Source organism: Nostoc favosum CHAB5714, from assembly GCF_020829495.1.
GTDB classification, from domain to species: domain Bacteria; phylum Cyanobacteriota; class Cyanobacteriia; order Cyanobacteriales; family Nostocaceae; genus Nostoc; species Nostoc favosum.
Genome location: NZ_JAIVFQ010000056.1, coordinates 1 through 22,298, shown reverse-complemented (window position 1 = coordinate 22,298; position 22,298 = coordinate 1). Strand labels below are relative to the sequence as shown.

At 41.4% G+C, this 22,298-nt stretch carries 20 protein-coding genes; 6 read left to right on the top strand and 14 right to left on the bottom strand.

Translation table 11 applies throughout. The features are described from left to right. Positions 1-46: 46 nt before the first annotated feature. Together LC586_RS26555 and LC586_RS26550 are read right to left on the bottom strand one after the other, a co-directional pair. Positions 47-2,005: a hypothetical protein gene (locus LC586_RS26555; protein WP_229488228.1), complete on the bottom strand. Its 1,959-nt coding sequence runs from the start codon at positions 2,003-2,005 to the stop codon at positions 47-49. 338 nt (positions 2,006-2,343) lie between these two features. Beyond that, positions 2,344-2,715, bottom strand: coding sequence for a hypothetical protein (locus LC586_RS26550; RefSeq protein WP_229488227.1), 372 nt, complete (start codon positions 2,713-2,715; stop codon positions 2,344-2,346). Between the two features lie 357 nt (positions 2,716-3,072). Here LC586_RS26550 and LC586_RS26545 point away from each other — a divergent pair, with 357 nt between their 5' ends. Continuing rightward, positions 3,073-4,254, top strand: coding sequence for an extracellular solute-binding protein (locus LC586_RS26545; protein WP_229488226.1), 1,182 nt, complete (start codon positions 3,073-3,075; stop codon positions 4,252-4,254). Positions 4,255-4,450: 196 nt separating this feature from the next. On the opposite strand, the gene LC586_RS26540 is transcribed toward LC586_RS26545, so the two are convergent. The 3 genes from LC586_RS26540 to LC586_RS26530 form a co-directional block, all read right to left on the bottom strand. Then, positions 4,451-5,005 (bottom strand): hypothetical protein, encoded by a 555-nt coding sequence (locus tag LC586_RS26540; RefSeq protein WP_229488225.1) that lies wholly within the window; start codon positions 5,003-5,005, stop codon positions 4,451-4,453. Positions 5,006-5,052: 47 nt separating this feature from the next. Next, positions 5,053-5,826, bottom strand: a complete 774-nt coding sequence (locus LC586_RS26535) for a class I SAM-dependent methyltransferase (RefSeq protein WP_229488224.1) — start codon at positions 5,824-5,826, stop codon at positions 5,053-5,055. Positions 5,827-6,106: 280 nt separating this feature from the next. Then, positions 6,107-7,066, bottom strand: a complete 960-nt coding sequence (locus LC586_RS26530) for a trypsin-like serine peptidase (RefSeq protein ID WP_229488223.1) — start codon at positions 7,064-7,066, stop codon at positions 6,107-6,109. A 263-nt stretch (positions 7,067-7,329) separates the two neighbouring features. Between LC586_RS26530 and LC586_RS26525 the strand changes: the two genes are divergently transcribed. Further along, on the top strand, positions 7,330-7,692 hold the full coding sequence (locus LC586_RS26525; RefSeq protein ID WP_229488222.1) for a hypothetical protein: 363 nt from the start codon (positions 7,330-7,332) through the stop codon (positions 7,690-7,692). 452 nt (positions 7,693-8,144) lie between these two features. Here LC586_RS26525 and LC586_RS26520 read toward each other — a convergent pair whose 3' ends face one another. Then, a complete protein-coding gene (locus LC586_RS26520; protein ID WP_229488221.1) occupies positions 8,145-8,981 on the bottom strand; it encodes a CHAT domain-containing protein in 837 nt (278 codons plus the stop codon). Continuing rightward, on the bottom strand, positions 8,978-11,251 hold the full coding sequence (locus tag LC586_RS26515; RefSeq protein ID WP_229488220.1) for a tetratricopeptide repeat protein: 2,274 nt from the start codon (positions 11,249-11,251) through the stop codon (positions 8,978-8,980). Before LC586_RS26515 ends, LC586_RS26520 begins: the two co-directional genes overlap by 4 nt. Positions 11,252-11,770: 519 nt before the next feature. Between LC586_RS26515 and LC586_RS42770 the strand changes: the two genes are divergently transcribed. Further along, positions 11,771-12,016 carry a hypothetical protein gene (locus LC586_RS42770; protein WP_438822933.1) on the top strand — a complete coding sequence of 82 codons (246 nt, stop codon included), beginning with the start codon at positions 11,771-11,773 and terminating at the stop codon, positions 12,014-12,016. Between the two features lie 155 nt (positions 12,017-12,171). Here the strand turns inward: LC586_RS42770 and LC586_RS26500 are convergent, their stop codons facing one another. Further along, complete coding sequence (locus LC586_RS26500) at positions 12,172-12,468, bottom strand: type II toxin-antitoxin system RelE/ParE family toxin (protein ID WP_229488219.1); 297 nt, start codon at positions 12,466-12,468, stop codon at positions 12,172-12,174. Continuing rightward, positions 12,465-12,662 (bottom strand): hypothetical protein, encoded by a 198-nt coding sequence (locus LC586_RS26495; protein WP_229488218.1) that lies wholly within the window; start codon positions 12,660-12,662, stop codon positions 12,465-12,467. The genes LC586_RS26500 and LC586_RS26495 overlap by 4 nt, the downstream gene beginning before the upstream one ends. A gap of 100 nt (positions 12,663-12,762) precedes the next feature. Between LC586_RS26495 and LC586_RS26490 the strand changes: the two genes are divergently transcribed. Further along, on the top strand, positions 12,763-13,386 hold the full coding sequence (locus LC586_RS26490) for a Uma2 family endonuclease (RefSeq protein WP_229488217.1): 624 nt from the start codon (positions 12,763-12,765) through the stop codon (positions 13,384-13,386). Between the two features lie 359 nt (positions 13,387-13,745). Here LC586_RS26490 and LC586_RS26485 read toward each other — a convergent pair whose 3' ends face one another. Then, complete coding sequence (locus tag LC586_RS26485) at positions 13,746-16,448, bottom strand: U32 family peptidase (RefSeq protein WP_229488216.1); 2,703 nt, start codon at positions 16,446-16,448, stop codon at positions 13,746-13,748. Between the two features lie 229 nt (positions 16,449-16,677). On the opposite strand from LC586_RS26485, the gene LC586_RS26480 reads away from it, so the two are divergent. Continuing rightward, the gene (locus LC586_RS26480) at positions 16,678-16,962 is read left to right on the top strand and encodes a type II toxin-antitoxin system TacA family antitoxin (RefSeq protein ID WP_229488215.1); all 285 of its coding nucleotides are present in this window, start codon (positions 16,678-16,680) and stop codon (positions 16,960-16,962) included. Then, the gene (locus tag LC586_RS26475; RefSeq protein ID WP_229488214.1) at positions 16,952-17,473 is read left to right on the top strand and encodes a GNAT family N-acetyltransferase; all 522 of its coding nucleotides are present in this window, start codon (positions 16,952-16,954) and stop codon (positions 17,471-17,473) included. The genes LC586_RS26480 and LC586_RS26475 overlap by 11 nt, the downstream gene beginning before the upstream one ends. Before the next feature lie 189 nt (positions 17,474-17,662). On the opposite strand, the gene LC586_RS26470 is transcribed toward LC586_RS26475, so the two are convergent. The 4 genes from LC586_RS26470 to LC586_RS26455 all read right to left on the bottom strand — a co-directional run bounded on the left by LC586_RS26470 (position 17,663) and on the right by LC586_RS26455 (position 22,107). After that, positions 17,663-18,334, bottom strand: a complete 672-nt coding sequence (locus LC586_RS26470) for a HEPN domain-containing protein (protein WP_229488213.1) — start codon at positions 18,332-18,334, stop codon at positions 17,663-17,665. Then, the gene (locus tag LC586_RS26465; protein WP_229488212.1) at positions 18,318-19,379 is read right to left on the bottom strand and encodes a ParA family protein; all 1,062 of its coding nucleotides are present in this window, start codon (positions 19,377-19,379) and stop codon (positions 18,318-18,320) included. The genes LC586_RS26470 and LC586_RS26465 overlap by 17 nt, the downstream gene beginning before the upstream one ends. Positions 19,380-19,495: 116 nt before the next feature. Then, positions 19,496-20,113 (bottom strand): Uma2 family endonuclease, encoded by a 618-nt coding sequence (locus LC586_RS26460; protein WP_229488211.1) that lies wholly within the window; start codon positions 20,111-20,113, stop codon positions 19,496-19,498. A gap of 185 nt (positions 20,114-20,298) precedes the next feature. Continuing rightward, positions 20,299-22,107 carry an ABC transporter ATP-binding protein gene (locus LC586_RS26455; RefSeq protein WP_229488253.1) on the bottom strand — a complete coding sequence of 603 codons (1,809 nt, stop codon included), beginning with the start codon at positions 22,105-22,107 and terminating at the stop codon, positions 20,299-20,301. Positions 22,108-22,298 lie beyond the last annotated feature (191 nt).

Sequence of the window (22,298 nt, the reverse complement as noted above, 5' to 3'; positions counted from 1 at the left end):
ACTCTTTCGACTTGGTATTAACATAGGATATCAGCTGTAGCTAAAATTAAAAGCTTCCAGGATTGTCATCAAGTGCCAGCAAGAAATTAATCAGGTCTGTTTGCTGGTTGGAATTAAACCCAGCCTGTCTATCTACGTAGAAATAATGACCTGTGCCATCAAGGTTACTACGCACTAAACTAGGGTTAGCTTTGTTGGCTTTCACAACTAAGGCACGAAGATCGCGATCAACCAAGGCACGCAAGCTGCTAGCTGGATCGGCAGGTATACCAAGGCTTAGAGTGCCAGAAAGCCCTAAGCCACTCTTGTCAACAACCGCGATCGCATTTGAGTCAACTTTCAGGCTTCCTGCCCGTACTGCTGCACCACCATCGTGCAAATATGGTGCGCTTAAATAAAGACCACGTAAGGAAGTAGTTTTGTAACCGCCTTTTGGCAATATACCTTTGGGTAGAGTTGTGGGACTATCGGAGATACCCTGCGTTGGTACATCCAGGACTTCAGCATTAGCAGGTATGGGAACGGGAGTGTTGAAAGTGTATAGCTTGGGTGGTACTAACAAATTATTCAGCCCCAAGCGAGACTGGGCACGAGCGGGGTTAGTACGAATTTCATCAATTGGATAAATTTTGTTGTCGGTGAAGAATGGTGGAATATGGCAAGTTGCACAATTGGCTTTCTCAAATACTTTTGCGCCACGCTTAACAGAATTGCTGTTCAACGCTTGCCAGTTTTCCGAAGTCTGGTTGGCAGGTGGTACTAAGCTATTTTGGAAAGCAGACATAGCGTTGTTAGCAAATAGGAAAGGGCCGCTGGCAATATCTCCAGGCTTTTGAGTATTTGGGCTGAAAACTAAACCGTTATAAGTAAACAAACTGGGACGTAGGTTTGGGTAAGTTCTTGTGCGAGGAGCAGGAATTTGGTCTTCTAATTCTGCTTGTGTAGAATTTGGTACGAGCTTCCGCAGCCATTCAGAGGGTTTTACTATGACTCCTTCCGGTAAACGGAGGCTGGGAACGGCAGCATTTTGAAGAAATGTACCAATATAAACCTCTGGGTCAATACCAAGGGTTTCTGCACTGAGTTGAGCAGCTGCCAACAGATTGATTTCTGAAGAATGAACAGCGTTGTTGATAGCGCTTAATCCAGCAAACGGCCCCACAGCAAACTGTCCATCAGCTGCATAAGGATGATCCTTAAAGGTGAAGATGTTGGGGATTTGAGTAGTGTTTCTAATACCATCCGGAGAACTCTCGAAATTACCGAAAGGTACATCTAAAACAGCATCATCGAAGGCTTTTTCAAACTTTTCAGGATCAGGTAATTCTACTTTATTACCTTTACTGTCAATAATCGTCTTGCCATTGCCTTTGTATTGTGGGTCTAGAGGGTTAAAGTTTAACCGTGCAAACCCTGCGGCTGTATTTGGTGATAAAGCAATTAAAAGGGAAATGGCAAGTTCACCGTTAGGTACTCCTGCAAGAATTTTACCATTATTAGAAAGGCTTGCATGACAGATTGCACAGGTAATGTCGCCGTTAGGTGCGTTTCCTAGTGGAACAACCTGTCCCCGTTGAACTTTGAGACCTGTACTAATTACAGTCCCTTGAGGAAAAGTTCGACTACCTACGGTTAAATCGTTCTGGAGAGTAATTTTTAGGTTTGTCGTTGGCTGACCTTGCAAACTAGCAATAGCTACACCTAATTCATTCGATATCTTAGTGAAACCTTGTCCTAAACCAAATACCCCTTGTAAACCAAATGTGTCGCCAATCTTACGGTTGAAGAATATATCTTCACCTTGCGCTACTAATTCCTTAGTAATTTTAACTGCCCCTACCCGCTGATAGGAAATGGGGTCATTAGGATTGAGTCCCTTATTTACAACTACTTGTAATGCTTCTTGAGGGCTAAGTAGTTTGCCGAAATAGTCGTAATAGCCTAGCGGTTGAGTAGGAGCAGGTTGCAAAAGGTCAATTTTCGCGAAAGCTGTCTGGCTTGTCATCAACCAATTTGATAACAAGATGCCAAAAACACTAATGATAAAAACGCAGATTAATAAGAAAAGCTTGGTTTTTGAACTATACAATACTCTAACAACACTAGTCTTAGGGTTGTTTTTTTTTGTTTCATAGTGAGGTATGGACTAAAAGCCTATAGGTAGATATATCACACTATTACGTAGATATATGCAATAGTGTGTTTAAGTTTCTTATCAATTTGATAGCTGGATAGTTGCTTATACTTAATATATGCTTACAAAGCCATCACTCGACATTGAACCTAAAGGCTTGCCTTCCCTACCTCCAGCCATTTTTTTAATTCGTTTAACTCCGGTTAAATTTAATGAATTCTTTCTCTGAGTAATTGTTCTTCCAAGGCCGCAATGCGATTGTATGCTGCTGTTAATTGCGCTGTCAGTCGTTGTATTTGAATTTCTGGTGTTATATTATCTCCAGCTTGACGATGCATGTCTAGATAAATGCCATCTGTCAATACATCCTTGTGTTCCATTTCTGGATTTAAATTGTTACGTCCTTTGAACTGGTAGCCTCCAGCCGCGCCATTTTCCTGCTCATTATGCTTTGCTTGTGTATTCGCTAGAGAACACTCTGAGAAAGCTTGAGCAACTTTACAATCAAGCTGCTCAATCACTTGGCAGAGGGCATCCAGTTTTTCGCTTAAAGTCAGGATTTGCTTCTGTAATGGCTCCATTTAATACCCTCAACCGTACATTTTCTATATGTTATTCAATTTACTCTCAACATTAACTATACTTAGGGATTATTTAAGTATTGATAATTTTTGGTGCAAATGTGACATTTTAATCATTACTTCTAAATACAAGTAAAATTTGACTATAAGTACTAATTAGGAAAATTATCGAGAAAAATTTATCTTTAGGTAGCTATTTGCTCAAAAAATCGTTATTTTGATTCAAATAGTCAAATTTATCGGTATTGCCAAGAAAAAATACCGCTAATTTTCTAACTACACTTTTTCAGTTAGTCAGCCTCTGGTGATATCTCTGCTTAATATTAGGTATAATCAAAAATCTCAAATCCAAAATCAATGGATCGACGGTCTTTTTTGCTAAGTACAAGCACATTGGCACTTTCACAACTGCTTTTTGGCTGTGGTGGAAACAACCAGACGCAACTAAAAGTACAGTTATTAAAAGGTTCTATACCTGGTCAGGTGGTTAATCAGTTCCACAAAGGTTTGCAGCAAGAGGTGGAGTTAAAGTTTGCTCCAGTTGAGCAGATACAAGGTTTATTTCAGCAATTACAAAATTGGCAGCAGAAAGCCAAAGCCACAGATGAGCAGGGATGGAGACGCTTTATACCCTTTAGGCAAGATCAAAAAACAGCTGATGCAGACCTAGTGACATTGGGAGATTACTGGTTAAAAGCAGCTATCGAGCAGAAACTGATTCAACCACTCCAAGAGGTACAGGGAAACCAATTAAAGCAGTGGTCTGCTTTAGATGAAAGGTGGAAACAACTGGTAACGCGCAACGACCAAGGTAACTTGGATACTCAAGGGAAGGTGTGGGGTGCGCCTTATCGGTGGGGTAGCACAGTGATTGTTTATAACCGTGACAAGTTGCAAAAATTGGGATGGACGCCCAAAGATTGGAGTGATTTGTGGCGAGAGGGAGTGCGCCAGCAGATTTCCCTACTCAATCAACCACGAGAAGTTATTGGTTTGGTCTTAAAGAAGCTAGGAAAATCTTATAATACAGAGAATCTTGACCAAGTACCAGACTTGGAAAAGGAATTACAGGCATTAAACCAACAGGTAAAGTTCTACAGTTCCAATAACTACTTAGAACCTCTAATTATGGGAGACACTTGGCTAGGGGTTGGTTGGTCAAGCGATGTAGTGCAAGTTCTGGGACGTTATCCGCAACTTGGCGCAGTTATCCCCCAGTCAGGAACAGCAATCTGGGCAGACTTGTGGGTACGTCCCGCAGGTATTACTACTAAGGGTACTTTTTCAGATCAATGGATTGACTTTTGTTGGCAACCAAGCACAGCTAAACAAATTTCGGTGCTGACCAAAAGTAATTCGCCAATTTCTACAAATATTGTCGCTTCCGATATCCAAGAAGCATTACGGAGTATTTTACAGAGCGATGTCTACGACGGGCTACGCCTACGCTCAGTTTTCGATAAAAGCGAATTTTTGCTTCCCTTACCCCCATCAACAATAAAACAATACGAGTCTTTATTCGCCAAAATTAAAATTTAATTGGGGATTGGGCATAGGTGATTCTCCTGTTCCCCTTGTGCCCTTCCCAACTCAGACGCGATTAATCGCGTCTCTACCACTCTCTTTTTTCTACAAAGAACGCTGTAAGGGACTTCCAAATAAAAAAATATCCCACTGTTCACAGTCAACAGTCAACAGTCAACAGTCAACAGTCAACAACTTCAAGCGGTTGTTTTTATTTCTTGGAGTTCCCTAACCCTATCTTGTTCTTAACACTCGTTTGGATACTGCATAAAGCTGGACTTGTACTAAAGTTGCAAGTGTAGGTTGCTAAGGGTTCTTTTTGATAATTAAATACCCGGACGTTGTAACCAAAGTTCCTTGCAGTGCTACCCAAGCGATTTACGAAGTCGTAGCGCTCTACATACTCTAGTAAGCTCCAAATTTGCTCATTCACGATCAAGTCTACTCGTGCAGGTTCTTTTTCAGAAGCTGGATATGCTATCCAATTATCCAATAGCTTTCTCTCAGAGTTTTGTTGTGCCCACCATAAACTAGGAACGGTTAATCGTTCTGGGTTTATGGTGTTAGCTGTGATTACATAGTCTTTTGGTTTGGTCAATAAGTCTAGTTCCAGAGGCGCATTAGAAGGCGATGGTATTGCGGGGGTTTGCGCTAGCGAGGGCGGGACTAGTAAATTAGTGAGGCTAATGGTTAGTAGTAATGAAAACCATGTCTGGCGATGGCTGCGCCAACACCAAGGGCGAACGCACAATTTAGGTATATGCATAGCTGATACTAATTCTTAATTAAGGCAATAGTAAAAATTCGCACAATTTAAAGTTTAATGGCAACGATGCGAATTCTTCGATAGTCTGCTAACCAAGTTCCTTGTTGATACAGTGTTGGCTTAAGATATTCTTCGACGACGCGAATTACTTGTATTTGTTGCTCACTAGAAAGTCCTGCTAAAAAACTGCTGGCGAACATCTGAATCCAGTTTGCCATACCTGCTTCTGCGTCTGCTAAAGGAGTTGGACGAGCAAAAAGCATGGCATGAATGACATCAAAGCCTTGCTGTTCTAGTAAGGTGGCGTATTCACCAATACTAGGGAAATACCAAGGATTTAGGGCTTGTGCGGAGATATTAATTGCTTCTAAGGCGCTTTCCAAAGCTGTGGCGATCGCTTGCACATTTCCTTTACCACCAAATTCTGCCACAAAACGACCTCCGGGTTTTAGGGATTGATGTATGGAAGCGATCGCACTATCTGCTTCTTTCACCCAATGTAATACAGCGTTGGAAAACACAGCATCCAATGGCTTATCTACCTGAAAGTTCGTAGCATCAGCAACATCAAAGCGGATATGGGGATAGTTTTCTCTTGCCTTTCCTATCATCGCGGGTGCATGATCAACTCCCATTACTTCAGCACCAGCTTGGGCAATTTTTTCTGTAAGTTGTCCAGTACCACAGCCGAGATCCAAAATCGATTCTCCTAGCTTAGGGTTAAGTAATTGCAATAAGTCTTCGCCATACTGCCATACGAAAGCGTGTTTATCTTCATAAAGGGAAGTGTCCCAATTATTGCTTGTCGAAATATTATTCATAAATAACTATGGTGGTTCCTAATTGAATGTAATAAAACCTTTTTGTTGTGGTGGAATCTCAATACTGCGTAGGTTTTGCCTAAAAAATAAAAATGTGTAGGTTGGGTTGAGGAACGAAACCCAACCTAAGAGCGGGGTTTGTTGGGTAACGCATTGCCTCAACCCAACCTACGAATATTCTGAAGTTAGTTGCTCTGTACCCGGAATTAATTAATTATTAATTAATGACTAACTTGACTAATTAATTACGAATTACGAATTACGAATTACGAATTAGTAATTATTTGGTCAACTTATCCAAGAAATCCATTTTCACCGCAAAGTTGATAACATCTTGACCTGTGCGAGGAATTGTAATCTCACCATTATTCAGGGCAACAATATATGGTAGACCATCAATTACATCAATAATTGGCCCACCGGAAGCACCGGCTGCGGTGGCGCAATCATGATAAAAAAGGTTTGACTCATCGCCAACAATGCTACAACCATCTTCATAACCAGCTGTCCAGCCTTTGCCAGCAGTCAAGAATTCATAGCCTTCTTTGCTGGGGTCTGGGTAATCACTAGAGTAACCAACAAAGAACAGTTTTCCTTGCTTCTGCTTAATCAAAGTGGAAGCAGGCACAGATTGCCATCCTAAATAACCATATTTACGACCCAATGGCTGATTAATTCTGATCAACGCCCAGTCATTGCTTTGATTTTGGACGTTATCAAAGCCGCCATTCTTGAAGTCTGTACCATAAAGTACGTTTTTCGCAATATTTTGTACTGTAGCAATATCTTTAGAACTTTGGGACTTGCCATTAATAGCATTGGGTATAAACCGAAGTTCTTTACTGAGTTGATGAGTCTCAGGGTCAATTACACAGTGGGCGTTTGTCAAAACTATATCACTAGCAACTAGTGTGCCTGTACAATAATAGCTTTTAGCATCGGCTGCTGTGCCTTGCACTCGTCCGATAGTTGACCAAGGATAATTTCTACTCAACATGGGAATACGGTTATCTATACCTGTGGGGATACCGCGATCGCCTTCATAAGGTTTGTCCGACTGTTCGAGATCATCAGGTTTGAAGGGTTTACCATCCCCTACTAAATTCAACTGTTCTGTATTTGGCGATATGGGTGATTCTGTTTGTGCTTGGACTGATATCCAACCACCTAAAGCGGTAAAACCGACAATTCCGGCGATAAAGAAAGCAAGCAGTTGTTTGTAAATAGACGGTTTACGCATTGATTTTACTCCTGAGTTAAAAGTGAAAATTTGAGATTAGGGATTTCCAAGAAATAATTGTAGGACTTACGCAGAAAACCTCTCAAACTCTTATTCCTCCGTGTCCTCTGCGTCGCGCCAGTTGCTTCAAGTCGGGGAACCGCAAGGGCGCACTGGCTTCTCTGTGGTTCGATTTTCCGTTCCTTGTGCGTAAGTCCTGTAATTGGATATTTTTTATTTGGAAGTCCCCTAGACCTCTCTCCTGGGAGGAGATAGGCTTTAAATTGCGTTTTCTTCCAGTTCTCTCTCCTAAAAGGCTACGGTGTACACACAAGTACTTTGGTTCACAAAACAAGTACTTTCGTTCAGAACACAAGGACTTTCGTTCAGAACACAAGGACTTTCGTTCAGAACACAAGTACTTTCGTTCAGAACACAAGGACTTTCGTTCAGAACACAAGGACTTTCGTTCAGAACACAAGGACTTTCGTTCAGAACACAAGGACTTTCGTTCAGAACACAAGTCTTTTCGTTCAGAACACAAGGACTTTCGTTCAGAACACAAGGACTTTCGTTCAGAACACAAGGACTTTCGTTCAGAACACAAGTCTTTTCGTTCAGAACGCAAGTCTTTTTTGAGCCTTTGAGGGAATGAAACAGCTTTGCTTTTCAAGAGGCGTTGGGGGGATTAAAATAATTCGTAATATCATGTCCGGTTGAACACAAGTCAATTGCGAACGAAGTGAAGCAATCGCAGAGTCCTTGTGATTGCTTCTCTACGAGACGCTCCGCGAACGCTCCACTTCGTTGCACTCGCAATGACATATCATAAGCAATTTGCCGGACATGATATAATTCGTAATTCGTAATTAAGTTTTGCATTAGCGTTCGCGTAGCGTCTCCAAGAGTTGCGTTAGCGAGTCCGCGTTCGCTTTTAGCGTCTCTTCGAGAGCGTCTGGGGATTTTAACCCCACCGCAAAACTTGTCGTTTGTTAGAAGCGAGGGACTTAGACCCCTCAAAAATGTTAAAAGTCTGTGGAGCCACTCTAAAAGACTTGTGTGTACACGGTAGCCTAAAAGGAGAAGGTCAATTAAGTATTCATCGCCACTCACCTTGGAGGGTGAAAGCCGCCCAATAACGGGGATGTTTCCAAGCTGGATTTTTCAAATCCTTTCCTTGAAAATCTTTCCCTTGCCACATTTGGCGTTGGGCGACATTAAGGGCGGCGGCGGGAGATTTCCTTTGTTCCAATATTTGTTTGTAAAATGCAATCATTAACTCCTTGGTAGATTGATCGTTCACGTTCCACAGAGACACGGTGACTCTAGCTGCACCTGCATACATAAAGCCTCTTGTCAAGCCCACCAGCCCTTCACCTTGGACATCATCCCCTAGGCCACTTTCACAGGCACTTAACACTATCAACTCTGCTGGTAAGTCGAGGTTAAAAATATCATTGAGCCGCAGGAAGCCTCTGGTTTGGGGTTTACCTTGTTTATCTACGAGAGACAGCACTATACCTGATAAGGCTGGGTTCACAGGGTCGAAAATGCCGTGAGTGGCGAACAGCAGCAGGCGATATTGGCTCAACTGTTTACTAGTTGCAAAGTTGTAGTTGGCATCAAAGTCAAAGGCAGAAAGCTTTTCACCAGGAGAATTCACCAAGCTAAGAATCGCCTCTCCTTCGTCTTTTGTACCTGGGAGTGGGTCTAATTTGTCTCGATTGATGTTTCTCAAAGACGTTTCTAAAGCTGAACGGTCGAGGTTGTTTTCTACAATTGAGGGTTTATCATTCTTCAACCGTAGATCATCAACAGTAAACACAGGATTAGCGAGAACAGCTAGGGTTTTGGGTGCAATCTTGCGTCCTTTGAGTTTCTTTCTGTGAGTTGCGAGGCTAGATATTGAGGGGAGGTTGACAATTTCGTGATTCACAAGGCGAAGTAGGAAGAACGTAAATCATCGCTGTTGACTTTGCTGCGCGTATTCTCAATGATGTTTATGACAGTTTCTATGTGCGTCTTGGCTTGGTTGAGATTTCCTCTGTCGCCCTCAATGATGGCTATTTTATAAAGTGAATGAGTTTGGTGATATATTTCACCAGTTTTCTGCCTTAGCTTCAGTTCTTGGTTGTAAGCCTCTATCGCCTGCTGCGGCTGCTTCATAGAGATGTAAATCTTACCTCGGATTTGGTAGGCGGTAGCTTGTGATGATACATCTCCTAGCTGCTGGGATACCAATAAATGTTGTTTGTTTGTATCAAGGGCATTTTGATAATCTCCTGCACCTTCATAGGCGGTGCTTAAAGCACGAAGGGCATAACTTTCAGCTTCTTTGATATTCTTTTTCCGAGACAGTTCTAAAGCTTGTTTGGCCTTAGCAATAGCTTTGGGATATTCCTTTAATAACTCATAAGCCTTGGCAGTAGAAAAAAGAATATAATTTTTCGTGAAGTATCCTTCACCGGCATACTTTAACGTATCCTCAAAATACTTCAATGCTTGATGGCAATCTTCTGCTTTTTTTTGATACAAGCAGAGTTCTAGATAAACAGTGCCTATTCCATAAAAACCAGTTGCTATGAAACTCGGAATGCTTTGCTGATATATCTTCAAAACTTCCTTATACTTATCAATGCTTAAGTCATAGGCTCCTAAATTTTTGTACACCTTAGCTATCTCATAGAGAGTCTTTGATTCTAGAATAGGATTTTGATGTCTTTTAGAAATTTTTAGTGCTTGGTTAAAGAGTATATCTAGGGCTTGTTGAAATTCTGTTGATTTTGTATGAACAGAGGCAATGCTTACAAGTGTTTCAGCTTCTCCTTGATAATCATGAATGTCGCGTTGAAGCTTTAGGGCTTGATTGAGATTCTCAAGAGCTTTTTGTGTCTCACCTAATAGAGAATACTTATTACCAATCCTGAAAATAAAATTTGCTTCCATCTGGAAATTACCTAGCTGATGAGCGATAGTTCTTGCTTTATTTAAGTAGACAATCTGCTGCTGTATATCACCCAGAGTAGAGTAGCCAGTGGCAATTGAAGAGAGAATACTCATTTGGTTATTAAAAAAATTTATACGACCAAATGGATTTGTTGTGTCCTGCTCTATTTGTCTTGCGTTTGTCTTTTGTAACTCTAATGCCTGCTGAAAATATTTCTCGGCTGAAGAGCGATCGCCTCTGAAACTGTAGGCTAAACCTATATTTGCAAATGTCTCTGCCTGTCCAAATAAATTTTTAGTTTGGCTGTATATTTTCAGCACTTGCTGATAGTAATCAAGGGCTTTATTTGTTTCACCCAATAGGTCGTAGTTTACAGCAATACTCCCAAGCGTCTTTGCTTGCCCTGGTAAGTCATCATTTGCCTTTTGAATTGCCAAAGCTCTTTCTAAAAAGTCACGCTCTTTTTTCGGTTCGCCAAATACTTTATAAACTACAGCAATGCTCCACAGTACATCAGCCTCTTTTTTGGGTTGTTTGTCAGCATGATATAGTGACTGTGCTTGGTTATAAGCATCAATCGCTTTTTGCTTTTCCCCTAATTGTTGATAAACAATACCAAGTGATTTTAATATTAAAGCTTTCCATTCACGAGCCTCTGATTGCTGTGATTCCTGCACAATAGCTAATGCTTGCTCCAAATATCCCACAGCTTTTGTGTTTTCTGTTAGGGTGGTGTAGGTACTACCAATCAAAGAAAGTGTAACAGCCTCCCCAAAAGGTGCTTCTTGAGGTTTTGCTGCACGCACTTCTGGTAATCTCCAGATTTTCAACGCTTCTTCAAATTTAGTAATTGCCTGTCGTAGTGCTGCTGCTGATGGTTGATTCCGTAGTTGATCTCCTTCTTTTAACAGTTGGTGTGCTTTATCCCAAAGTGGCTTAATTTTAGCCTCGGCTTCACTTGGCGCAGGGTTTGTATTTTGTGGTTTTGCATCTGGCGACTGCGCTATTTTGACGTTAGCAGAGACTTTTTTCGCTATTTTTTTTGAAAACGAATCCGTATACCCTTGTTCTACCGCAGCATCAATTGACTTTTGCGAGTCAGCTTGCATCTGTTGTCTTATCTGCAACCATCTACTTATCGATGTTGCACCTACCGCATCAGATAGAAAAACCACACTCAGTAATACAGTTAAACTATAACGAGAAACCTGAGAAAATGAGCAGCAAAAATTACACTCAAACTTAGCGTTCTTCTTCATGCTGAAGCCTCAATAACCTTTCAGTTAGTTGGGTTTAGATATTTATGGTTGAATTACTTAAGGAATCTTTCTGTGATTCCAATGTTGAGTTTATAACGTTCATCAATCTGAACTAACATTGTTACCAAAATAGATACAAAATTTTGTCAAATCTTCTGGATTCCTGGTTTTGGCGTTATCTAGCGAGGTTTTATCTAGAATCGTAGGTTGGGTTGAACGAAGTGAAACCCAACAAACCGAGAAAAAAGTTGGGTTTCGTTCCTCAACCCAACCTACGCAGGTTAAGGTTTTTGGCTGAGGGTCAAGTGAGTAAGTAGTAGGACAAAAATATTTACAGTCATTGCGAGCGAAGCGTTCGCGGAGCGTCTCGAAGAGAAGCAATCCCAAAGGCATCGCAAGGGCTGGGATTGCTTCATTCCGCTTCGCTCCATTCGCAATGACATTGTGTAATTAATTCTGTTTGACTACTTAATACCAAGTAATTTGCTAAACTCTGAATCATCATCAGGAGTAAGTGTGATGTTTCAAGCCTTACCAAAAACGATCGCTTTTGAAGAATTCCTCAATTGGAAGCCAGATGGCGGATGTTATGAACTACACGACGGAGCAATTGTTGAAATGCAGCCAGTAGCAGATCATGAAGGGAGCATCCCATTTTTGTATCCGTCATTGCGAACGCGAGTGCGTCTCGCAGAGAGGAGGAACGACGAAGCAATCCCAGCCTTTGCGATTGCTTCGTCGTTCCTCCTCGCAATGACATATTAAATTTTATTATTTCATCGAATAATAAAAACTGGGATGCACCCGATCATGAAGAGATTAATGGTTTTTTAGCTGGCGAAATAACTTTAGAGTTCAAACGATTAAAACTCCCATACCTCATACCCAAGCAAGCACTAGTCAAAGTTCCTGGCAAAGAATCAAGTTTCATCAATGATAGATTCGATTTGTTGAGAACCATGAAGAACAGCAAGAACATCAATTTGGTCAGACTTAATATAATAAATAATGCGATAAGAGCCTTCAATAACTTCTCTAATCTGCTTAGTTTCAAATTCTGGGACAATGCGACCCGATAATGGAAATTGGGCAATTTGCTCAGAGCGTTGAGTTAATCGCTCAACCAGTCTTTGAGCATAGTGAGGAGAATTTTGAGATATATAGGTATAAATAGAGGATAAATGATTAACGGCTGTTTCTGTCCAAAAAACTTTCACGGTTGCAATCCAAATTTTGCGCGTACTTCTTCAACAGAAACGACTCTTCCCGCTTCACTATCAGTTAATCCCGCTTCTATTGCTTGTCTTACATAGATTTCATACATTAAATCATCCCATGTCAAATTTTCTGGCAATTTGTCAATTAGCCGTCGTGCTTCTTCCTTGATATTTTTGATTTCCATGACATTCATTGACTACAATCACGTCTATCTGGTTATTATAACGATTCTCCTCAGTGATGTGATACCAAGTAATTTGCTAAACTCTAAACCAGAATCAGGAGTAAGTGTGATGTTTCAAGCCTTACCAAAAACAATCACTTTTGAAGAATTCCTCAATTGGAAGCCAGATGGCGGATGTTATGAACTACACGACGGAGCAATTGTTGAAATGCAGCCAGTAGGAGATCATGAAGAGATTAATGGTTTTTTAGCGGGTGAAATAACTTTAGAGTTCAAACGATTAAAACTCCCATACCTCATACCCAAGCAAGCACTAGTCAAGGTTCCTGACAAAGAATCAGGTTATTCGCCTGATGTAATAGTGATAAATCAAAAGAATCTTTCATCAGAACCAATGTGGAAAAAGTCTTCAACGGTTACTCAAGCTGCGTCGGTTCCCCTGGTTATTGAAGTCGTCAGCACTAATTGGAAAGATGATTATGCACACAAACTGGTTGACTACGAAACTTTTGGCGTTCCTGAATACTGGATTACTGATTATTTAGGTTTAGGTGGTAGAAGGTATATAGGTAATCCCAAACAACCGACTATTTCCGTTTACTATTTGGTGGATGGTGAGTATCAACTTAACCTGTTTCGAGGTAGCGATCGCATCATATCCCCTACATTCCCAGAATTAAACTTGACTGCTGAACAAATTTTTCAAGCTGGGCGTTCAGAAAATCAATTATGACCGCAATGCAGAGCAAATAATTACTAATTCGTAATTCGTAATTCGTAATTAAAGGCACAAGCCCCGGGAGCATCCCAAATGTGTAAAAACATAATTTGTCATTGCGAGCGTAACGTAGTGAAGCGAAGCAATCGCAAAGTACGGATGTTACGATTGCTTCATTCCGCTTCGCTTCATTCACAATGACGACTCATTATCTTAGTAGATTTGCAAAATTGGGATGCTCCCCAAGCCCCTGACTTTAGTTATGGAGACAAATAAATTTATTCCTTATTTCTAGCCCCCGACTTTAGCCGTAGGGTAATAATTACGAACTTGTACTGAGCGTAGCCGAAGTATTACGAATTATAAATTACGAATTATTTTGACACTCCCATAGGGCCACGAGTCACGCCTAGCTGATTTTGCAGTTTCAACTCGCGCCAGAGTTGAGAACCTGTAATCTCGTCTTGCAGTAGTTGACTGTAGCAATGTATTGTTTTACTCACTTCTTCTGGTGTTTCATTCACAAATTCGATGCGAAACTGGCGTAATCCCAGTTCTATGAGACGCTGTACGTACTCGGCTCCCGTTTGAGCAGTGCCGTTAAATACAGTATTGCGGCAACCTACATCGGCTTTGAGGACGTGTTCGCTACCTACACGGTCTTTTAATTTCACTTCCTGCTTTTCACAAGGTCGTCCACAGTTAGTGTAGTCTGTACCCGTTGATAGAAAGGCACAAAATACACAATGCTCCATGTGAAACATCGGTATATGTTGATGGATTGTCACCTCAAACCACTGGGGTGGACAACTGGTGAGCAGGTCTTGTAGTTGGGTAATATTCAGGTCATAGGATGCCGTCAGCCGTTCTAAACCAAAGTGTTGCTGAAAGTAGTCTGCTGTTAAGGGATTAGCAACGTTGAGCGAAAAATCTCCAATACAACGGTCTTGAGCAAAGAATTGCAATTGGTCATAATTCCGTATCAGATAGCCATCAGCTTCTGAAGCACGTACTTGTTGCAAAATCCAGTTTTCCCCTGGTTTGGTAATTCGGGGAGGTGCAACCCAAATTGTGGGGAGTGGGGAGTGGGGAGAGACGCGATTAATCGCGTCTGTACAGGAGTATTGAGTAGAGACGCGATTAATCGCGTCTGTACAGGAGTTGGGAGTGGGGAGTGAAGAATTGTCTGCTTTGTTTTTCTGCTGTTGTTGGCGTACCATTTGCACCGCGTCTCGGTAGGCGCGGGGATCTTCAAATTCACAGTAGAGGGTTTCAATACCAGCTTTGAGGGCAGCTTGGAGTTGTTTGAGGTTTCGTACTAAGACGATGAGTGAGGGAGATGAGGGAGATGAGGGAGATGAGGGAGATGAGGAGGGGAGTAAGTCTTTCAAAGAGATATCAGAATGTAATTGCCAGCGTTTGGGTTGACTTCGCAATTCTTCTAACTGCGCGACAATTTCCCGCCGCATCCGGTTCAATTCACTGACGGGTAGCATAAAAGTACCACTGAGGTGGTTGGTTAGCGTTCCCAAACAGAAAGGTGTATTACCGAGACGACCGAATTGTTCTTGTAAACGGTCTGTATCTAGGGATTTGGTATGCGCTTCAACCAGTGAAATTGCAGACTCCACTTGTACAATATTACCGAGTTGATCGCGAGCGATCGCAATCAACGCCTGACCAACTTCTCCATAAATTTCTATATAAATGGGACGTTGAAATTGGGGATTCTCGCCAGCAAAACTCTGCCGCAGTTGCTTATCGAGTTCTGGATCACTGGTTTTCCAAATGCGATCGCCTATATGCACTCGGCGCAGGTTCAAGTCATTTCGCCCAAATGTCAGCATGGTTTCTTTACCTTTGGACACCACAGCATAAACCCGGCCGCCTTCTTCCTTCGCCTCTGGATGTCCGCAGTCAAATACAATTCCATCTCCCGGTTTTACAGGCGCTTCCAGTTTGACTGTTACCTGTTCGTTGTGAATACGGCTGACTTCACCCAAATAAACTCCACGTTTTTTACCAAAGCGGGCGTGAACTAGTTCCTGATTATTAATCCCGCCAAACCAACCCGTGTAGAGTCCGCGAGAAAATGCCATTTCTAGGTTGTAGTGTTCTTGATCTGATTGACCTCTCCCCCAGCCCCTCTCCGAAGCCCAGAGGGGAGCTTTTATTCCCCCTTCCCTTGTAGGGAAGGGGGTTAGGGGGTTAGGTCTTTCCAATTGCGTCATCACGCCATCCAAAGCTTGCCGATAAACACGGGTGACATTAGCAACATACTCTGGGGCTTTCAAACGACCTTCAATCTTGAGACAAGTTACTCCAGATTTGACCAAATCTGGCAAAACATCTAACCCTGCTAAGTCTTGAGGACTGAGTAAATATTTGCGTTCTTTTAAATTCACAACTTCCCCATCAGCGATTAACTCGTAGGGCATCCGGCAAGCTTGAGCACATTCACCTCGGTTGGCAGAACGTCCGCCTAAAGCCTCGCTAGTCAAACATTGACCAGAATACGCTACGCACAAAGCACCGTGAACAAAGACTTCCAAGGGCAGTGAAGTTTCCTGTTGGGCAATCTGCTGCTGAATTTTATTGATTTCCTGAAGAGAACATTCACGCGCCAGCACCACCAATTGACAGCCGAGGGACTTGGCAAATTCCACCCCAGCCGCACTAGTGATCGTCATTTGGGTTGAAGCATGGATGGGAAAATCGGGCGAGAGGTGACGGATGAGACGGCATATACCCACATCCTGGACAATCACCGCATCCACACCTGCTGCAATAATTGTGCGGAGATATTGCTGTGCTTCTGCTAGTTCTTTGGGAAATATTAGTGTGTTGACAGTGACATAACCCTTTACGCCGCGACGATGCAAGAATGTCATCAATTGCGGTAAGTCTGCCTCAGTAAAGTTTTGTGCCCGCATTCTGGCATTGAAGCGATCCAAACCGAAGTAAATCGCATCTGCCCCATTTTCCACAGCAGCTTTAGCACAGTCCCAATTACCTGCTGGCGCGAGTAGTTCAGGACGTTGAAGAGAGGGTTGGGAAAAAGGGCGATCGCTTTTCATCAAATTTAGGGAGGGTTAACTAGCACCATAGTGATTTTATCTAAGTTATTGGGAATGGTGGGGCGATGTCTAACGACAAGCCGCTTTGCGTCTACGCTATCTCCACGCTAGTGTTTTAATTCACCTGGAGTGATGAAAAAATGATCCTATTTCCAAATATTGTGTGTACATTGTCCACTAATATTAGCTATGCTGTAAATAGAGACTCAGCGAAAAGTGGGAATTAGCCATGTCAGAAACATCATCTGCAAAAGATTGCCGCATCGATTTACGAGTTACCCAAGAGCAAAAAGAACTATTAGAACGGGCTGCGAGTCTCAAAGGAATTTCTTTGAGTGCTTATACACTTTTTCATGTTTTGCCAGTCGCCAAGCAAGATATAGATGCAAACGAAAAACTGGTGCTGTCTAATCTTGATAGAGATTTGTTTATGTCAGTAATGGAAAATCCGCCAGAACTGAAGGGAAAACTCAAATCTGCTATTCACAAATATAGACAGAAGTATGACAAGTGATAGCGAGGCAAGATGGAATTTTGTACCAATTGATAAAAAGCATCAAAGAGATTCTTTTGATTGCGGTTATGCAATTTTGAATGATTATCTTAAGAAATATGCACGGCAAAATCATAATAAAGGAATTGCTAAAACATTTGTAGCAATTCCAGCATCAGAAAGCTTGAAGATTGATGGCTATTATACTGTCAGTGCCAGCGTTATTGAGTATGAATCCTTACCAGAATCTTATCAGAGTGGAATGCCAGCCTATCCGATTCCAGCAATGCTGATTGGGAGATTAGCTGTAAATAACTCGGTTAAAGGACAAGGTTTAGGAGGTGAATTGTTAGCTGATGCTCTCTATCGTGCTGTTCGTACTTCTCAAGAAATTGGTATGTATGCCGTGAGAGTTGATGCTATCGATTTGCAAGCAAAGGAATTTTATCTCAAGTATGAGTTTATTCCTTTTCAAGACAATGAACTCTCACTATTTCTGCCGATAGCAACGATAGTTAGAGAGTTTGGTTAACTTAATTAGGAAAATATCAAAGGAGGTAATCGCAGTCTTTATCTTTCCACAACGATTGTCTGCCTATCTTGCTCAATTAGTCAACAATATCTACCCTTGATCCACCCAAAGCTACAAAATTTGATGAATACTCTCTACAAGCTGCTCAATAAAATCTACTGTATCACCAACCATTGATTCGTCAATATACTAGCGATTACCTACGTTGAGGGTAGGATCTATATCTGCTTGATGAGCAATTTTATTTCTGCGCCCCACAATTTCTTTAAGTTGTTGCTGAATATCTTTAGGAGGTTTACTCATTTTACTAGCAACCTCATTCCACAATTGTTTATCCGAAATTTGCCTAATTGCTTCAGCTATTTTATCGGGCTGCTGAAAGCTTTTATAACTTAGACTTTCTCTAATTTCGTTTTCTAACCATGAAGTATTATTTAATCTATTCAAAATACTATTTGATATAGCTGGAATTAAACCAGAAATAGTATGAAACTGCTGTAAAAAGCTAGCTCCATAAACCTGCTGTATATCACTCTCTATCCAAGAGGCGATATCTATGGCTATCCTTCTATCCTCACGAGCGCTTCCTAAGGAAACTTGAAAACGAGAAAAGGCTGATTGAGTGGTATTAGCTGAAGACACTGGTTCAGCACGTTGTCCTCGATGAATTTCCAGCATACCCAACGTGACAATCTCATGGATATAATAATCCAACGCACTAACAGTTAGAACTAGTGCAGCTCGTAAAATGTCTGAAAGATCCAGAGCAGCAGTAGCTTGAGCCTTAACGGAAGTATGAAGAGCAATCAGATCCCGAACACGCTGAATACTAATGCGAAATTGGTCAAGCGCTGATTGCATAACTGGATGATAGTGCAATAATTTTATCTGCTAAGTCAGAAAAAGTTGTTTTAAATTCCTCTTGCTTTCTTTGATTATTTTCGCGTACTATACCTGTCTGTCCTAATTGTTCTGTTGTAAGTGCATAAACTGGTGTACTATGTTTTTGCGATAAAGCAATTAAACTGTTAAAATTAGAAATCTTTGTCAGAGTACAACTACCATTCATACCCTGCTGAGTATAGACTGGCTTAGGTAATAATAGATTATTTTTATCTAGAATTGGTACTAGTTTATGAATTACTGTGTCCTCAATTTTTTCTATCCATGTTTGAAATGCTGCTGTTTCTTTACCCCTAATAATTCTATAGTTTTGAACTATAGTTCCTAAAAATTTCAAGTTAAATTCTGGAAATGGATAAGTAGCTTCTTTTAATATAGGGTTTACGCTTGCCATCCTTGCCCAAGCACACCACTTTGATAAAATTCTAGACAGAGAATCAATTGCCATTACAGAGAAAAAATCAGCAGTTGTAGGCACTAAGAAAAAGTCACTTGTCATTAGTAAATTCTGATTTATTGCTCCTAAACTTGGACTCATATCAATCAGAATATAGTCAGCATTAAATTTATTAGCAGTTTTTTCCAAGAGATCAGAAATAGCACCTGGCAAGTTTTTGAGTGTCTGAATTGAGCCACTAAGTTCCTGCGCGATGCCTAATGTTACTTCGTATTCAGCAAAGCCAACATGACCAGGTAATAAAAATAAACCTTCTTGTCCTTCTATCGGAATACAATCTACAGCTTCAATAGCCCGTGGCTGTGACTCAAAAGCACGAGCCAAGCCAGTTTTGATATTTGAATGTGTGTTGTAGATGCTTTCTATCCTTGCTTCGTCATCTTCAGTTTCTTCTTTTAGAGCTATTCCTGTTAGATTACATTGAGGATCAGTATCTACAAGGATAACTCTCTTACCCTTTGAAGCAAGCATCCAACCTAAGTTAAAAGTCGTTGTGGTTTTACTGACACCACCTTTGTGATTGAACAAGGCAATCTTATGAACCATCTTATTTTGCTTTTGATACTTCTAAAATCTTTTGAATATAGGTATCATTTTAGAACCTATATGACTTAAATATAGCTTCTAAAAAGCTTACAGAACAGCAGGTTTTTTAACGCACCTTACCCTAATCCCTCAACATCAGCACTTTCCGCTTCCGACTCAACAGGCTCAAACTTAACTTTGTTGTATAAATCTTGTAAAGAAATCTCAAATGGTACGGTTACAAGTGCGATCGCTTCATCTTCTTCATCATATTCACGAAGCGTCCATTGCTTTTTCCCGGTTTTGGAAAATTGCTCTACATGAATCTGAGTTTGATCAATTAATAGATATTCTTGGAAAGTAGAAATTGTTCGGTAAGCCTGAAATTTATCTTCGCGGTCATACCCTTTGGTCGATTTTGATAAAACCTCAACAATGATCTGTGGGTTCAGAATTATATCCTTTCTGTTGTTAAAAAACTCTGGTTCACCCGCCAGAATCATCACATCTGGATAAATGTAGGTACGCTTTTGGGTTATCCATAGACGAACATCACCCATGAAAACTTCGTAATCTTGCTGTCGAAACGCAAAATTTAAGGCAGCACTTAGATTCAGGGAGATTCTATTGTGATTTGCTGTTCCACCCGCCATAGGAATTATCTGTCCGTTAATGTATTCACTTCTATAGTCAGCAGCTTCTTCTAGCTCTAAATATTCCTCTGGGGTATAGTATCGCTGTTGTGTTATTTGCATAGTTCTATCGAGTAACAATGTTTAACGATACGGAGCGTCTAGGCACTAAAGAGATTTTACCCATGTTAACCTGTTCGGTAAACATGGTTTGATAGAGGTGCTATGTGCTTTGTACAAAGTGAGCGTAGGCGCAGCCCGCCGTAGGCATCGCTATCTCAATTCACAAAATCTGTTAGCTTCCTTTCCTATTGATAACCGGCTGCTTGTAAGAGAAACAACTTGGCATAACGTCCTCCTAGCTGTAACAATTCTTCGTGAGTTCCCTGTTCTATAACTTCCCCATTTTCTATAACTACGATTTTGTCAGCCATCCGTACCGTTGAGAAGCGATGGGAAATCAAAAGTACCATCTGATTTTTAGTAACAGTGCGAAAATGATTGAAAATCTCAAACTCAGCTTGGGCATCTATTGCTGATGTTGGTTCATCTAACACCAAGATATCTGCTTGCGATCGCATAAAAGCACGAGAGAGAGCAATTTTCTGCCACTGTCCCCCAGAAAGTTCCTGTCCTCCCTTAAACCAACGACCAAGCTGAGTTTGGAAGCTTTGGGGTAATTGGTCAATAAATGATTGGGCCATGCCTTTTTGGGCAGCAGTTTGCCAACGGGTTTTGTTTTCAAGATGTTCTACATCACCCACGCCAATATTCTCACCCACAGTGAACTGGTAGCGGACAAAGTTCTGAAAAATCACACCAATCCGACGCCGCAACACATCCACATCCCATTCTTGCAAGTCCAAGCCATCTAAGAAAATTCGCCCAGAGTCAGGGGTGTAGAGTCGGGTAAGTAGTTTGATTAAGGTAGTCTTACCAGAACCGTTTTCACCGACAATTGCCAGTTTCTCTCTCGGTTTCAAGTGTAGCGAAATGTTTGTCAACGCTGGCTTGGAACTTCCTGGATAAGTAAATGATACGTTCTCAAACCGGATACCATCTTGGGGATTTAAACCAATCGTTGCCTTACCCCAAGACTTTGGTACTTCTTCTTCCAGAAAATCATAGAGATTTGATAGATATAGGTTGTCCTCATACATCCCTCCAATAGAAGTGAGGGCATTAGAGAAAGTAGACTGTCCTTGGCGAAACACAGTGAGATACATCGTCATATCTCCCAAGGAAATCTTACCTAGCACTGTTTCCAGCACAATCCAAGCATAAGCTAGGTAAAAAGCACCAGTACTGACTAAACCCAGGAGATACCCCCAAAATCCTCGCCGCAGAGTCAAATCGCGGTCTTCGCCATAGAGTTGATCAAACAGGTTGCGGTAACGCCCTAGCAACATCTCTCCCAACTGGTAGAGTTTGACTTCTGTGACAAAATCTTCTCTTGCTAGCAGATTTTCTAAGTAGTGCTGTTGACGAGTTTCTGCAGCACGCCAACTAAACAAGCGAAAGCCTTCTCCAGCAAACTTTGTTTCGGCAATAAATACAGGCATAGCTGCCAAAATCAGCACCACCACCGCCCAACCTGAGAAATTTACTAGCAAAATACCGTAGGTGAACAAGGAAAGAGCATTTTGCACTAACCCAAAGGTGCGGTTTACTAAGGAAAGGGGACGAACTGATGCTTCTCGTCGGGCATTGGTCAATTTGTCATAAAATTCTGAGTCTTCAAACTGCCTAAGATCCAGTGTCAGCGCCTTTTCCAAGATGAGTACATTCACTCGCTGACCCATTAGCGCCCGCAATAACGACTGACAAATGATGATTCCTCGCTGACTGCCTGCTAGTAAAATTACAGCGATCGCTTCTAATCCTACATAAGATAGGGAAGGATAAATATTGACAAAACCATTGCTCTGTGAGTTAACTTGAGAGGCAAATACCACTGCATCAACAATCAACTTACTGATGTATGATATCGCCGCCGGTAAAAGACCAGCAACTATTGTTAAACTCGCCAGAAGAATAGTAAGCGATCGGCTAGTAGTCCATACTAGGCTTACAGCCCGTCCACTGTAGCGGAAAACCGTCAGTGATTGGCGTAGGATATTTCTTTTTTTTTAATCTTCATCTTTCCTTTTGCGCGAGATACCCCAGCTTGGGCGGATCTTCGTGACATACTCCTACACTGACTGAGTACAGTACAGTGTAGGCTTCTCACCAAATCCAGCTATTGCTTCGGATACTCGATGAGCTTTAAGAACCGGATGCCCCACGGCTCTATTTTTTATTACGATAG

Bases quoted from the DNA above. Each gene is read 5' to 3' on its own strand.
- LC586_RS26465 (WP_229488212.1), bottom strand. From the start codon at position 19,379: ATGGTTCATAAGATTGCCTTGTTCAATCACAAAGGTGGTGTCAGTAAA.
- LC586_RS26460 (WP_229488211.1), bottom strand. From the start codon at position 20,113: ATGCAAATAACACAACAGCGATACTATACCCCAGAGGAATATTTAGAG.
- LC586_RS42770 (WP_438822933.1), top strand. From the start codon at position 11,771: ATGTTTCAAGCCTTACCAAAAACGATCGCTTTTGAAGAATTCCTCAAT.
- LC586_RS26535 (WP_229488224.1), bottom strand. From the start codon at position 5,826: ATGAATAATATTTCGACAAGCAATAATTGGGACACTTCCCTTTATGAA.
- LC586_RS26495 (WP_229488218.1), bottom strand. From the start codon at position 12,662: ATGAATGTCATGGAAATCAAAAATATCAAGGAAGAAGCACGACGGCTA.
- LC586_RS26490 (WP_229488217.1), top strand. From the start codon at position 12,763: ATGTTTCAAGCCTTACCAAAAACAATCACTTTTGAAGAATTCCTCAAT.
- LC586_RS26480 (WP_229488215.1), top strand. From the start codon at position 16,678: ATGTCAGAAACATCATCTGCAAAAGATTGCCGCATCGATTTACGAGTT.
- LC586_RS26555 (WP_229488228.1), bottom strand. From the start codon at position 2,005: ATGACAAGCCAGACAGCTTTCGCGAAAATTGACCTTTTGCAACCTGCT.
- LC586_RS26475 (WP_229488214.1), top strand. From the start codon at position 16,952: ATGACAAGTGATAGCGAGGCAAGATGGAATTTTGTACCAATTGATAAA.
- LC586_RS26485 (WP_229488216.1), bottom strand. From the start codon at position 16,448: ATGAAAAGCGATCGCCCTTTTTCCCAACCCTCTCTTCAACGTCCTGAA.
- LC586_RS26545 (WP_229488226.1), top strand. From the start codon at position 3,073: ATGGATCGACGGTCTTTTTTGCTAAGTACAAGCACATTGGCACTTTCA.
- LC586_RS26540 (WP_229488225.1), bottom strand. From the start codon at position 5,005: ATGCATATACCTAAATTGTGCGTTCGCCCTTGGTGTTGGCGCAGCCAT.
- LC586_RS26550 (WP_229488227.1), bottom strand. From the start codon at position 2,715: ATGGAGCCATTACAGAAGCAAATCCTGACTTTAAGCGAAAAACTGGAT.
- LC586_RS26515 (WP_229488220.1), bottom strand. From the start codon at position 11,251: ATGAAGAAGAACGCTAAGTTTGAGTGTAATTTTTGCTGCTCATTTTCT.
- LC586_RS26530 (WP_229488223.1), bottom strand. From the start codon at position 7,066: ATGCGTAAACCGTCTATTTACAAACAACTGCTTGCTTTCTTTATCGCC.
- LC586_RS26470 (WP_229488213.1), bottom strand. From the start codon at position 18,334: ATGCAATCAGCGCTTGACCAATTTCGCATTAGTATTCAGCGTGTTCGG.